Origin of the sequence: Acuticoccus sp. (genome assembly GCF_965213555.1) — a bacterium.
GTDB lineage: Bacteria > Pseudomonadota > Alphaproteobacteria > Rhizobiales > Amorphaceae > Acuticoccus.
Window position 1 is genome coordinate 3,275,776 of record NZ_OZ243890.1, and the last position, 13,438, is coordinate 3,289,213.

The window sequence follows — 13,438 nt, forward strand, 5'->3', positions numbered from 1 at the left end:
GGCGACGTGGACCAGCTGATCCTCGGCTTCTGGGACGTCCTGCAGCCCGGCGTGCTTGTCTGGGTCGTCCTCGGCGTGACCATCGGCTACGTCGTGGGGGCGGTGCCTGGGCTCGGCAAGGCGACCGGCGTCGCGATCTGCATCCCGCTGACCTTCTACCTCAACCCCGCGGCTGCGCTCGGCATGCTCATCGGCATCGCCAAGGGGAGCGCGGCCGGCAGCGCCGTGTCGGCGATCCTGCTCAACACCCCGGGCGAGCCATCCTCGGCGCCGACCGCGCTCGACGGCTACCCGCTCGCCCGCCAGGGTAAGGCGCAGAAGGCGCTCAAGATGGCGCTCTACGCGTCCGTCATCGGCGACCTCGTGTCGACGCTCATCCTCATCGGTCTTGCCGCTCCGCTCGCGCACTACGCGCTCCTCATCGGACCGGTGGAGCTGTGCGCCATCCTTCTCTTCTCGTTGACCTTCATCGGCGGGCTGTCGGGCCGCTCGCTCGTCAAAGGGCTCATCGCCGGCGCGTTCGGCGTGTACTTCGCCACCGTGGGCATGGAGACCGAGACCTTCGTTCCTCGGCTGACCTTCGGGCTGCTCGAGCTCGAGGACGGCATCTCGCTGGTGCCGATGGCGATCGGCATGCTCGCGGTCGCCGAGATGATCGTGCAGGCCGGCAACCTCAAGACGCTCGACCGGCAGACGGAGGCGATCGCCGACGGCGCCGCGCGCGAGGACCGCGTCGTCTCACGCTCCGAGTGGCGGCGCTGCGCTCCCGCCATCGCCCGTGGCACGCTGATCGGGTCCGTCGTCGGCATCCTGCCAGGGCTCGGCGCCAGCGTCGGCTCGTTCCTGTCCTACGGCGCGACCGTGCGTGCCTCCAAGACGCCGGAGAAGTACGGCAGCGGCATGATCGAGGGCGTGGCGGCGGCCGAGAGCGCGGACAACGCCGTGGTCCCGGCGAGCCTCGTGCCGCTGTTTGCGCTCGGCATCCCGGGCAGCATCATCGCCGCGATCCTCATCGCCGCGTTCATCCTCCACGGCCTGACGCCGGGACCGCTGATGTTCCAACAGCAGCCGCGCCTCGTCGGCGACGTCTACGCGGCGATGATCTGCGCCAGCTTCATCATGCTGATCGTCGGCTACACCGGCCAGCGCGTGTTCTCGCAGGTCATCAAGGCGCCGATGCGTCTCATCATCCCGCCGGTGCTGCTCCTGTGCACCATCGGCGCGTACATGGAGACGTCCAGCCTGTTCTCCGTGTTGGTCATGCTGATCTTCGGGGTCATCGGCTACCTGGCGAAGAAGCTCGACTTCTCCTTCGTGACCTTCCTCATCGGGTTCGTCATCGGACCGAACTTGGAACTGAGCTTCCGTCAGTCGCTTCAGATCCTGGACCACGAGGCGACGAACCTTGCCAACCATCCGGTGGCGCTGGTGTTCGGCGTCCTCACGATAGGGACCATCATCCTGCTCGGTCGGTCGGCGGGCGGCGTTGCTCCCGTCCACCAACCGACCACGCCCGACGCTGCGCCCGGCGCAGCCCCGATTCAGCACAACACGCGAGGACCATGACCATGGGCAACTTGACCAAGCGCCTCCTGCTGGCCGCGGCCGCCGGCCTCGCCATCGGTCTCACAGCGCCGACGGCGTTCGCGCAGGAGAGCTATCCGGACCGGCCGATCACGATGCTGGTCGGCTATGGCGCGGGCGGGCAGACCGACCTCGTGGCACGCGCTGCGTCGACGGTCATGTCGGACGAGCTCGGCGTGCCGATCAACGTCGTCAACAAGCCGGGCGCCGGCGGCGCGGTGGCGGCGCGGGAGCTGATGCGGGCGGAGCCGGACGGCTACACCGTGCTGTTCCAAGCCAACTCCGTGGTGAACTCGGCGCCGTTCGTGATGGATCGCATCACCTTCACGCCGGACGACTTCGAGTACGCCGGCATGATCACCGCCTACCAGACGGCCCTCGCGACCCAGAAGGACGCGCCGTTCGACAACCTCGCCGAGTTCGTCGCCTGGGCGAAGGACAATCCCGGCTTCCGCTACGGCGCGCTGAGCCCGGAGGCCCGCATGTACATGGAGGAGATCGCCGAGGTCGAAGGCCTCGACGTCAACATCGTGCCGCTCAACAGCGGGTCGGAGATGCTGAACGCGCTGCTCGGCCGTCAGGTGGTGCTGGCGCTGTCGGGTGGCATCCACTACCGCCACCCGGACGAGTTGAAGTCGGTGGCAACCTTGACGAGCTTCCGCCATCAATCTGCGCCGGACGTCGAGACCATCGATGAGCAGGGTTATCCGCTCGCCATGGACTCCCGTGCGACGCTGTTCCTTCCGAAGGGCACGCCGCGCCCGATCCTCGAGACGCTGAACGCCGCGCTCAAGGCAGCCGAGACCGACGAGACGTTCGGCAAGGTCGTAGCCGCCGCCGACATCCCGATCATGTTCTTCGACGTGGACGCGACGTACGACGAGATGCGCAGGACCTACGACCGGAACAAGGGCATCTTCGAGAGCGCCGGTGTGGAGCCAAGGTAGGCCCGTCCTGGCGTCGGACGGCGCCCGTCCGGCAGGTTGCAGCCCCAGCACCTTGAGAGGTCATCATGTTTGAGCCGCTGAAGGACGTGCGCGTGGTCGACTTAAGCCAGATCCTGGCCGGACCGTACGCAACGTACCAGCTCGCGCTCCTCGGAGCCGAGGTCATCAAGATCGAGAAGCCGGGGGAGGGGGATTGGACGCGCAGGGGAGGCGCGCTGACGGCGCTCGCCGATCGCCAGATGGCACTCGACTACCTGACGCACAACGCGGCCAAGAAGTCGGTCACGATCAACCTCAAGACCGCAGAGGGGTTGGAGCTCATCAAGGCGCTGATCGCGACCGCCGACATCTTCGTCGAGAACTACCGGCCGGGCGTGGCGGAGCGGCTCGGCCTGTCCTTCGAGGCGGTGCGGGAGGTCAAGCAGGACATCGTCTACTGCTCGGTGTCCGCCTATGGCCAGGACGGCCCGCTGTCGCGCCGTCCGGCCTACGACCACGTCGTTCAGGGGATGTGCGGCATCATGCTGACGACGGGGCGGCCCGGCGAGGGGCCGACCAAGGTGGGGGCACCCTACATCGACTATGCGACCGGCATGAACGCGGCGATGGCGGCGATGGCGGGCCTGATGGAGGCTCGCCGAACCGGCAAGGCGGTGCGGATCGACGTCGCCATGCTCGACACGGCATTGATGCTGATGGCCTCACTGATGAGCCAGCACCTGTCGGCGGGTTGGAAGCCGGTGCAGAACGGCAACGAGGCCTGGAGCCGGAGCCCGTCGTCCGGCGCCTTCAAGACCACTGACGGCCTGCTGATGCTCGCCGCCAACAACGACAGTCAGTTCCGCAAGTTGTGCACCGCGCTCGACCGCGCGGACATCGCGACCGACTCTCGCTTCACGACACCACGAGGTCGGGCCGCGAACGCCGACTGCCTGCGCCAGATGCTGGACGAGATCTTCGCGACCGAGACGGCGGCGCACTGGGAGGAGGTCCTCGCGCGTGCGGACGTGCCTGCGGCGAGGGTGCGCACGCTGGACGAGGTGCTCGCGGAGGATCAAGTCCGGTCGCGCGCCCTCGTAAGCGAGCACAGCATCGAAGGCCACGACGGCACGATCCACATCCCCAACCGCAGCTTCAAGGTCGACGGCGAACCCGGTACGCCCACGTCGCCGCCGTCGGCGCTCGGCGCAGACACCGATGAGGTGCTCCAAGCAGCAGGGATCTCGACTGCGAGGCTCGGTGAGCTTCGTCGCGCCGGGGTGATCTGACTCTTGTGCCTCGCTCGGCTTGGCCCGGCGCGTGGCGCGGCTAAAGTGAAGCTCTTCCAAAACGAAGGTGAAGCACCGCGGGAGCGAGGCCCAACCTTCTGCCATCATTGCAGCCCGCGTCGGTGGGAACCTCACCCAGAACCCGGAGATGCGCGCGCGGCTGCGAAATGCGCCTTACCCGGGCAAGTCCGTTGGGCAACAAGCATCGGAACCAGGGAGACGACATGACGATCAAGCAGATCTTGAAGGCCGCCACGCTCGGTGTGGCGATGACCGCGCTGACCGCGGTCACACCATCCGTGGCACAGGACACCAGCTGGGAGCCGAGCCGCCCGATCCAGATCGTGGTCGGCTTTGCGCCGGGGGGCGGGACGGACCAGACGGCGCGCCTCATCGCGTCGGCTGCGCAAGAGTACTTCCCCGTGCCCCTCGTGGTGGTGAACCGGCCCGGTGCGGCCGGTACCCTCGCCGCCGAGCTGGTTGCGAACGCTGAACCCGACGGCCACACGCTGCTCGTGGCCGGCGGCTCGGAGTCGACCTCCGTGCCCAATCACCGCGAGGTGAACTACTCCCTCGACGACCTCGAGGGCGTCATCCGGGTCAACCGTGAGCACATGGTCATCGTCACCAAGGCCGGCAGCGGGCTCGACTCGATCGAGGCGGTCGTCGATCGAGCCAAGGAGAACCCCGGCGAGCTCGCCTATGCCTCGTCCGGACCGGGCAGCATCCTGCACTCCGCGTTCTTGGTGTTCGCGGACGAGGCGGACATCGACCTCCAGCACATCCCCTACCAGGGCGGCTCGCCGGCGCTCGCGGCGCTGCTGGGCGGTCATGTGGACATGACCATCATCACGCCCGGCGATGCGGCTGCACAGGTTGCGGCTGGCACGGTGAACGCGATCGCCACCACCTCCGACCGCGCAGAGCAGATCCCGGACGTGCCGTCCCTCTCCGAGCTCGGCTACGACGTGAACCTTGAGAACATGAAGGGTCTCGTCGCGCCCGCCGGCACCCCGGACGCGGCGATCGAGTACCTGCGCGAGCGCTTCCAGCGCGCCATGGATTCCGAGACCTTCGCGTCGCTGGCGGAGCGGGCCAACATCACCCCGGGCTACCTCTCCGGCCCCGACTTCGAGGCGGCGATGAGCGACATGTCGCAGTCGATCGCCACCGCGCTCGAGACCGGCGACGCCAAGTCGGACGCGACCGCGGCGCAGTGATGGCCGCCGACCGCGTCCTCGCCCTCGTCCTGCTCGCCGGATCGGCCGTCTACCTCGGCGTGCTGGTTCCCGAGGTGGGACGCGCGCAGACGGCGCTCGGCAGCGGCGACTACTACACGGTGGGGCCGACGGCCCTGCCCACCTTCGCCGGCGCGATGGCGGCGATCTTCGCGGTCGCCGTCCTCGCGCTCGGCGGGCGGACGGCACCCCAGACGATGTTCGGCGAAGGCCTTTCGAGCGGCATCGCCTTCGCCCTCGTCGTCGCCGCAGCCGCAGCCCTGATGCCGCACATAGGCTTCTTGCCGTCGGCGGCGGCCTTCCTCGCCGCCGTGTTCGTGATCTTCCGCGCCACGACGTGGTGGATCGCGCTGATCCTCACCCTCGCCCTGCCGGTCCTCCTCGATCAGGTGCTGCGCAAGGTCTTCATGATTCCGCTCCCCGGCAACGTGTTGTTCTAGGCCGCGGCGCAGACCGTCATGGACCCCTTCTCCCTCGCCCTCAGCGGGTTCGCCGAACCGGCGGTGTTCTTGACGCTGGTCCTGTCGGTGGCGGTCGGCCTCACCATCGGAGCGATCCCGGGGCTGTCGGTCAACATCGCCGTCGCGCTCGCCGTGCCGCTCACCATCTTCATGCCGACCGACCAGGCGCTGGTGCTGCTGATCGGGCTTTACGGTTCGGGCATCTTCGGTGGCTCGGTCTCAGCCATCCTGTTGAACGCGCCCGGCACCCCCGCCTCGGCCGCCACCATCTTCGACGGCTTTCCCATGGCGCAACAGGGGCTCGCCACGAAGGCGCTGCGCATCTCGCTGATCGCCTCGCTCTACGGCGCCACGTTCTCGGTGGTGCTCCTCGTGCTCGTTGCGCCCGAGCTGGCGAACTTTGCGCTGCGCTTCGGCCCGGTCGAGATCGCCTCGCTGCTGCTCTTCACCTTCTTCGTCATCGGCATCTTGTCCGGTGCCTCCCTCGCCAAGGGGCTGCTGTCGGCAGCGGTGGGGATGGTCCTTGCCACCGTCGGGTCCGACCCGATGCTCGGGACGCCGCGCTTCACCTTCGGCGAGACGTCGCTGCTGGACGGGCTCACCTACGTGCCGCTCCTCGTCGGCCTCTTCGCCCTCGCCGAGATCCTCGACGAGGCGACGCGCGGCTTCGCGCAACCGCTGCGCAAGTTCAGCCTCGGCGCCGAGGACCGCGCGAGGAACCGTGTCACTCGCGGCGACATCAGGCGGATCGCCCTTCCAGTCGTCCGTGCGTCGGCCATCGGATCCGCCATCGGCATCCTGCCTGGCATTGGCGCCACCATCGCCTCGTTCCTCGCCTACGGCGATGCCAAGCGCGCCGCCCGTGACAAGTCCCAGTTTGGCAGGGGCGACGTTCGCGGCGTCGCGGCGTCCGAGAGCGCGAACAACGCCGTCGTCGGCGCCACCTTCATTCCGACGCTGGCGCTCGGCATCCCCGGCGACGCGGTGACGGCAATCCTCCTCGGCGCGCTCGTGCTCCAGGGCGTGACACCGGGACCGCTGATCTTCGTCACCAACCCGCAGGTGGTCTACACGATCTACCTGGCGCTCCTGTTCGCGACGATCTTGATGGCCGTGCTCGGCTTCATCGCCATCCGTCCGCTCGCGATGACGCTCAGGATCCCCAAGATCTACCTGATGCCATCGGTGGCGCTGATCTGCATCGCCGGCGCGTACGTGGCGCGCAACAACATCGTCGACGTGTGGGTGATGTTCGGGGCGGGCATCCTCGGCTTCGTGTTCAACCGCACGGGCGTTCCGGTGGCGCCGCTCCTCATCACGTTCATCATCACGAGGCCGTTCGAAGAGGCGCTGCGCCAGGCGCTGACCCGCTCGCAGGGCTCGTTCGAACCGTTCCTGACCAACCCGGTGACCCTGTCCCTGGCAGCGATCGTCGCCGTCGCCTTCACCCTGGCGCTCTGGCGCGACCTCGGGCGCCGCACCGCGTCGTCCCCTGACAAGGAGCATGGCAATGGCTGATCCGATCGGCTTCATCGGCCTCGGCGTGATGGGCGCCGGCATGGCGCGCAACGTCATGAAGGCCGGCTTCCCGCTGGTCGTCACCACGTCGTCGCCGCAGAAGGCCGAGGCGTTCCGCGGCGAGGGAGCCACGGTGGTCGCAACGCCGTCGGACGTCGCCGCGGCGGCCCGCATCGTCGTCACCTGCGTGCCCGACGGCGAGGCGCTGACCGTCGCGGTCAGCGGCGACAACGGGCTGGCGAGCGCCCCATGGACGGACGGCCTCCTCATCGACTGCTCCACCATCGCGCCGTTCGAGGCGAAGGACGTCGCCGCACACGTCGCGTCCGCCGGTGCGCGAATGATCGACGCGCCGGTGTCGGGCGGCGCGAAGGGAGCGAGCGAGGGCACGCTCACCATCATGGTCGGAGGCGAGGAGGCGGACGTCGCGCGCGCCTGGCCCGTCCTGGACGCGATGGGCAAGAACATCCACCACGTGGGCCCGATCGGCGCGGGGCAGACGCTGAAGGCGTGCAACCAGCTCATGGTCGCCGTCAACCTGATGGGTGCCTGCGAGGCGATCGCGCTGGCCCGCAGCGGCGGCGTCGATCCGCACGTCATGCGCGAGGTGCTGTCCTCCGGCTCGGCCCGCTCTGGCGTCCTTGAGATGCACGCCAAGCGCTACATCGACAACGCACTCGACGGTGGCTTCCGCGCCGAACTCATGCGCAAGGACCTCGGCATCGCGGCCGCAGTCGGCGTCCACGAGCGCCGCGCCCAGCCGGCGACGACGCTCGCCCACCAGCTCATGACGGCGGCCTGCAACGCCGGCTTCGCCAAGCTCGACTCGGCTGCCTTGGGCCTCTTCTACGACGCGATGAACGGCGGAGGGGACGAGGCATGAGCGCCGCGTTCCCGTTGCGGCACTGACGCGTTGTCGAACCGCGTCCTCACCGCCGCGGGCAATTCGACGAGCGCGCCGTCGTTTTTCGAGGGTGCTCGCAAGCGCATCTGGCTTCGTCTCTCCTTGCGTCAGCGAAGGGTTTTTGCCGGATGATTGACGACAGCGCACCGCTGGCGGCGAGGATCGCCGCCTGGAGGCTGTCCGACGACACGGTGCTGCCGGACCATGTGCGTGCGGATGCAGAGCTGCGCCTTCTCGACACCCTGGGGACCATGATCGTCGGCGCAGCCGAACCGTTGGCGACACCGGTGCGGCAGGTCGCCCTCGCGATGGGGAAATCGTCGGAAGCGGGCATCATCGGGTCGGAGGACCGTGCCTCGGCCGCTGCGGCGACGCTCGCGAACGGCACCTTCGCTCATGCCACCGACTTCGACGACACGCACCAGTCGACCTTGCTTCACCCGAGCGGCCCCGTCGTGGCCGCGGCGCTCGCGATCGCCGAGCGGCAGGGCGCCGACGGTCCAGCGCTCTTGTCCGCCATCGCCATCGGCAACGAGATCGCCTGCCGGCTGGCGATGGTGGCACCCATGGCCTTCCACACCCGCGGCCTTCATCCGACCGGTGTGCTCGGGACCTTCGCTGCGGCGGTGGTCGCCGCGCGCCTCCTGCGGCTGAGCGAAAGGGAGGAGGTCCATGCGCTCGGCATCTGCGGCAGCCAGGCGGCCGGGTTGCTGGAGGCCTTCGCCGACGGCACCTGGGTGAAGACCCTACATCCCGGCTGGGCTGCGCACGGCGGGATCACCGCCGCGCTTCTCGCCGGCGCGGGCTTCACCGGGCCGGCCACGGTGTTCGAGGGCCGCTTCGGCCTGTTCGCGAGCCATCTCGCGGTCCCCGAGGGCGGCTTCGACTTCGCCGCAGTGACACGCGACCTCGGCGACGCATGGCAGTACCAGGACAACCACATCAAGCTTTACCCGGCTGCCCACGTCATCCACCCGTTCGTGGATCTCGCCATCGGACTCCACCGCGATGGCGTCGCGCCGCGCGACATCGCACGCGTCGACCTGCCGATCGCCGACCGCTACGTGCCGGTGGTCGGCGAGCCGCGCGCGGCCAAGGTGGCACCGCGCACGCCGACCCATGCGAGGGCAAGCCTGATCCACTGCGTCGCCGCGGCGCTGGTCCGCGGCTGGCTCGACAACTCGGCCTTCACAGATGCCGCGGTCGCAGACCCAGCGGTTCGCGCCCTTGCCGAGCGAACCCACGTCTGCGCCGCCGGGCCATCCTCGCCGGACGGCTTCCGCGGCCACATTCGCGTGACGCTCGCGGACGACACGATCCTCGAGCGTCGCCTCGATCATCACCGTGGCAGCCGCGCCAACCCCATCACCCGCGATGACGTCGTCGCCAAGTTCATGGCCAATGCTGCCCCGCTCCTTGCCCCCGGCGCGGGACAACGCGCAGTGGATCTGGCATTCTCGCTACATGCGCCGGTACAGATTTCGCGGCTCTTGTTCGCCTGCCGGATCGCCGCCGATCGGGCGGCATGACCCTCGGATCATCCGCGTCCAGAAGGAGACTGCCATGACACGCCTCAACGCGCCCATGCGCGCGCTCGTCGCCGGTTTCACGCTCGCCACCGCGTCGGGCTCGGCACTCCCTGCCAAGGCGCAGGATGGCCCAAGCAACATCAGCATCGTGACCGGCAACGCCGGGGGAAGCTTCTATCCCGTCGGCGTCGCGATGGCGAAGATCCTATCCGACGAAGGGATCAGCGCGTCTGCCGAGCCCGGGGGCGGCAACTCCAACGTCATGGCGGTATCCCAAGGGCAGGCGGACATCGGCTTCACCTTCGGCCCGACCGTGACCATGGCGACCGCCGGTGAGGATCCGTTCCCAACGAAGTTCGGTGGCGTCGTCGCGTTGGCGTCGCTGTACCCCAACTATACTCAGGTCGCGGTCACGACGGAGAGCGGCGTGACCGACATCGCCGACCTGAAGGGCAAGCCTTTCGCCACGCAGGGTCAAAGCGCGGGTTCCTCCACCTTCTTCCGCATGCTCCTCGAAGCGAACGGGCTGACCGAGGACGATCTCGACATCGTGGTCCGCGGCGGCCCGACCCAGGGTGCCAACGCGGTCCGCGACCGCACGGCAGTGGGCTTTCAGGCCACCACCGGCTTCCCCAATGCCTCCTTCTCCGAGGCGTTCATCAGCGTGCCGATGAGGATTCTTCCGGTCAGCGACGAGGCCGCTGCGGCGCTCGTTGAGGCGAACCCGAGCTTCAGCCGCGCGGTTCTGCCCGCCGGCACCTATCATGGGCAGGACGAGGACGCGCCCACGGTGAGCGTCGACACCATCCTCATCGTCAACGCCGACATGCCCGAGGAGCACGCCTACCAGATCGTGAAGACGCTGGCGGAGAATGCCGCCGCCCTCGAACGCTCGACGAACGTGGTGTCCGGCTTCGACGCCGCGCGGATGGCGGACATCAGCGGGATCACCGTCCATCCGGGTGCGGCACGCTATTACCGCGAGCAGGGGCTGCAGTAGAGCGGCGACCGGCGCAGAAGACGTGCCATGACCGGCGAGGTCGTCACCGCATCGACGCCGGAGGATCTTGTGCGCCGGGGTCTGCGCGCCCTCGCCATCGCGACGTCGGTCGCCATGTCCGCCTACCATGTGGTCACCGCCTACATCGGCACGCCGCAGGCGGAGGTGCATCTGTCGTTGCATCTCCTCCTTGCGCTGTCGGTGCTGTTCCTCGTCCACGCCTCACAGCGGCGAGGCCCGCACTGTGCGGCGAAGATCTCTCTCGACCTCGGCCTCGTCGCCGTCTCGGTCGCGTCCACGCTCTACCTCGCGTGGGACCCCAACTACATGATGAACCGCTTCACCTACGTGCAACCCTTGACGCGGCTGGAGATGGCGCTGGGCGCCGGGCTCCTCATCGTCATCCTCGAGGCCGCCCGGCGGACCATCGGATGGGTGCTCGTCATCGTCCTCGTCTGCTTTCTCCTTTACGCGCTCTTCGGAAACCTCCTTCCGCCGCCGCTGCATCACAATGGCTTCACGCCGCAGCGGGTGATCGAGCAGTCCTACCTGACACCGGACGGGATCTGGAACCAGCCGCTCGTCGTCACCGCGAACTACATCTTCCTGTTCGTCCTCTTCGGAAGCCTGCTGCTGTCCTCCGGCGCGGGCACCTTCTTCACGGACCTGGCGAGCGCGCTCACCCGGCGCAGCGTCGGCGGTCAGGCCAAGACCGCGGTCGTCGCCAGCACGCTCATGGGGATGCTCTCGGGGTCGTCGCCCGCCAACGTGGTCACGACCGGCTCCTTCACGATCCCCGCCATGAAGAAGGCGGGCTACAAGCCGACGTTCGCCGCCGGCGTCGAGGCGGTGGCCTCGACCGGTGGCCAACTCACCCCGCCGATCATGGGCGCGGCTGCGTTCCTGATGGTGGAGTTTGCCGGCGTCTCCTACCTCGACGTGATGAAGGCGGCGGCGATCCCCGCAGCCTTATACTTCGTCGCGATCTACGCCATGGTGCACTTCGAGGCGCGTCGCCTCGACCTCCAGGCGCGGGCCGATCCGCAGGCCCCGACGGCCTGGCGCGTCCTGCGCCGCAAAGGCTACCTGCTCCTGTCCATCGTCGCGATGATGTGGGTCCTGTTCAACGGCTACACGCCGACAACGGCCGGGCTCGCGGCGGTGCTGTCGCTCGTCATCCTCGTGCCGCTGTTCGATCCGCCGGCCCGCCGGCGGCTCGGTCCGATCCTGCTGACCGCGATGAACGAGGCGCCGCGGCTGATCGCACCCATCACCGTCGCCTGCGCCATCGGCGGCATCATCGCCGGCATCATCATCCTCACCGGTTTGGGTGTGCGGGTCGCGGACATCATCCTCACCGTGTCCGGCGGGTCGATGATCGCCGCGCTTCTCCTCACCATGGTCGTCGCCGTCGTCCTCGGGATGGGGATGCCGACCGCCAGCGCCTACATCGTGCTCGCGGTCCTGCTCGCGCCCGGTCTCCAGCAGGTCGGCGTGCCGCTGATTGCCGCGCACCTGTTCATCATCTACTGCGCGGCGAAGTCGTCGATCACACCGCCGGTGGCGATCGCCTCGTACGCCGCGGCGGCGATCGCCAACACGAACCCGTGGCAGACGAGCCTCGTCGCCTTCAAGCTCGGGATCTCGGCGTTCCTGATCCCCTACATGTTCGTCTACGGGCCCGGGCTCCTGTTCGCCGGCTCGGTGGTGGAGATCGCATGGACCACGGTCACCGCCATCGTCGGGATCGTCTGCCTGTCCGCCGCGGCGATCGGTTGGCTCAACGTGCCGCTGGCGGTCCACGAACGGGTGCTTGCCGGCGCCGCGGCCCTGACGCTCGTCTACGCCGACTGGGTGAGCGACATCGCCGGCGCTGTGATGATCGCGGCCGTGCTCGCCTCCACCACGATCCGCCGCCATCGCCGGTCGGCAGCACGCCGACCGTTGACCGATCTGCCCGGTCCATGACCGCGGCTGACGGCCGGCCCACGGATTCGCCGCCAAAGTCCGCATCCGTGCGACGAGCGGAGGTTTCAGGCATCAGCTTGCCGCCGTCGCGGCCGTGCCGTGCGTGCCCGGGCAGGATCGGTCGGAGCCTCGACCGCTTCGGAGCTACATCCGGCGCTGCATCTGCGGATCGAGCCGGTCGCGCAGCCCGTCGCCGACGACGTTCACCGCGAGGACGGTGAGCGCCAGGAGGATGCTCGGGAAGAGCACGGTCCAGGGTGCGACGGTGAACAGCGCCCGCCCCTCGGCGACGATGTTGCCCCAGCTCGGGATCTCGGGCGGGACGCCGGCGCCGAGGAAGCTTAGGTACGCCTCAGAGATGATCGCGGCCGCGCAGATGTAGGTCGCCTGCACGATGAGCGGCGGCACCGTGGTCGGCAGGATGTGCCGGCGCAGGAGCACGCGGTCGCGCGTCCCCGCCGCGATCGCAGCCTCCACGAACGGCTGCTCGCGCACGCTCATCACGACCCCGCGCACCAGGCGCGTCACCCGCGGGATCTCGGGAATGGTGATCGCGATGATGATGTTGCGGATGCTCGATCCCGCGAGCGCCATGAACGCGATGGCGAGGAGCACCGAGGGGATCGCCATGAGGCCGTCCATCACCCGCATCACGATGAGGTCGACCCACTTCACGAAGCCGGCGAGGAGCCCGGTGACGAGGCCGATGAGCGTTGCGAAGAAGGCCACGCACAGCCCGACCATCAGCGAGACCTGCGCACCGTAGATCACGCGGCTGAGCACGCTGCGACCCATCATGTCCGTCCCGAACGGATGTTCGGCGGACGGCCCCTTGAGCCGGTTGATCACGTCGAGCTCGATGGGATCGCGAAGGCCCAGCACCGGGGCGACCGCGGCCGTCGCGACGAGCGCGCACAGGATGAACAGTCCGCCCGTGAGGGTAGGGTGGCGCCGCACGAACGCGGCGCCGCTGCGACGCATCGAGGGAGCAACCGCCGGGTTGGCGCCGACCACGGCCATC

General features: G+C 68.7%; 11 protein-coding genes. 10 read left to right on the forward strand and 1 reads right to left on the reverse strand.

What is annotated here, in order from left to right:
* Positions 1–6 precede the first annotated feature (6 nt).
* From ACOOE8_RS15420 to ACOOE8_RS15465, 10 genes are all read left to right on the forward strand, one after another.
* Entirely contained in the window at positions 7–1,566 is a 1,560-nt protein-coding gene (locus tag ACOOE8_RS15420) for a tripartite tricarboxylate transporter permease (RefSeq protein WP_420392315.1), read from the forward strand.
* A gap of 2 nt (positions 1,567–1,568) precedes the next feature.
* Positions 1,569–2,531, forward strand: coding sequence for a tripartite tricarboxylate transporter substrate binding protein (locus tag ACOOE8_RS15425; RefSeq protein ID WP_420392316.1), 963 nt, complete (start codon positions 1,569–1,571; stop codon positions 2,529–2,531).
* A gap of 65 nt (positions 2,532–2,596) precedes the next feature.
* Positions 2,597–3,799 carry a CaiB/BaiF CoA transferase family protein gene (locus tag ACOOE8_RS15430; RefSeq protein ID WP_420392317.1) on the forward strand — a complete coding sequence of 401 codons (1,203 nt, stop codon included), beginning with the start codon at positions 2,597–2,599 and terminating at the stop codon, positions 3,797–3,799.
* Positions 3,800–4,023: 224 nt separating this feature from the next.
* On the forward strand, positions 4,024–5,019 hold the full coding sequence (locus ACOOE8_RS15435; protein ID WP_420392318.1) for a Bug family tripartite tricarboxylate transporter substrate binding protein: 996 nt from the start codon (positions 4,024–4,026) through the stop codon (positions 5,017–5,019).
* Positions 5,019–5,477 carry a tripartite tricarboxylate transporter TctB family protein gene (locus tag ACOOE8_RS15440; RefSeq protein WP_420392319.1) on the forward strand — a complete coding sequence of 153 codons (459 nt, stop codon included), beginning with the start codon at positions 5,019–5,021 and terminating at the stop codon, positions 5,475–5,477. The genes ACOOE8_RS15435 and ACOOE8_RS15440 overlap by 1 nt, the downstream gene beginning before the upstream one ends.
* A gap of 18 nt (positions 5,478–5,495) precedes the next feature.
* Positions 5,496–7,016 (forward strand): tripartite tricarboxylate transporter permease, encoded by a 1,521-nt coding sequence (locus ACOOE8_RS15445; protein WP_420392320.1) that lies wholly within the window; start codon positions 5,496–5,498, stop codon positions 7,014–7,016.
* On the forward strand, positions 7,009–7,899 hold the full coding sequence (locus tag ACOOE8_RS15450; protein ID WP_420392321.1) for an NAD(P)-dependent oxidoreductase: 891 nt from the start codon (positions 7,009–7,011) through the stop codon (positions 7,897–7,899). The genes ACOOE8_RS15445 and ACOOE8_RS15450 overlap by 8 nt, the downstream gene beginning before the upstream one ends.
* A 149-nt stretch (positions 7,900–8,048) precedes the next feature.
* Entirely contained in the window at positions 8,049–9,449 is a 1,401-nt protein-coding gene (locus ACOOE8_RS15455; RefSeq protein ID WP_420392322.1) for an MmgE/PrpD family protein, read from the forward strand.
* A gap of 55 nt (positions 9,450–9,504) precedes the next feature.
* Entirely contained in the window at positions 9,505–10,449 is a 945-nt protein-coding gene (locus ACOOE8_RS15460) for a TAXI family TRAP transporter solute-binding subunit (RefSeq protein WP_420392323.1), read from the forward strand.
* 27 nt (positions 10,450–10,476) lie between these two features.
* Entirely contained in the window at positions 10,477–12,417 is a 1,941-nt protein-coding gene (locus ACOOE8_RS15465; protein WP_420392324.1) for a TRAP transporter permease, read from the forward strand.
* 144 nt (positions 12,418–12,561) lie between these two features.
* Here ACOOE8_RS15465 and ACOOE8_RS15470 read toward each other — a convergent pair whose 3' ends face one another.
* The gene (locus ACOOE8_RS15470) at positions 12,562–13,437 is read right to left on the reverse strand and encodes an ABC transporter permease (protein WP_420392325.1); all 876 of its coding nucleotides are present in this window, start codon (positions 13,435–13,437) and stop codon (positions 12,562–12,564) included.
* Position 13,438 lies beyond the last annotated feature (1 nt).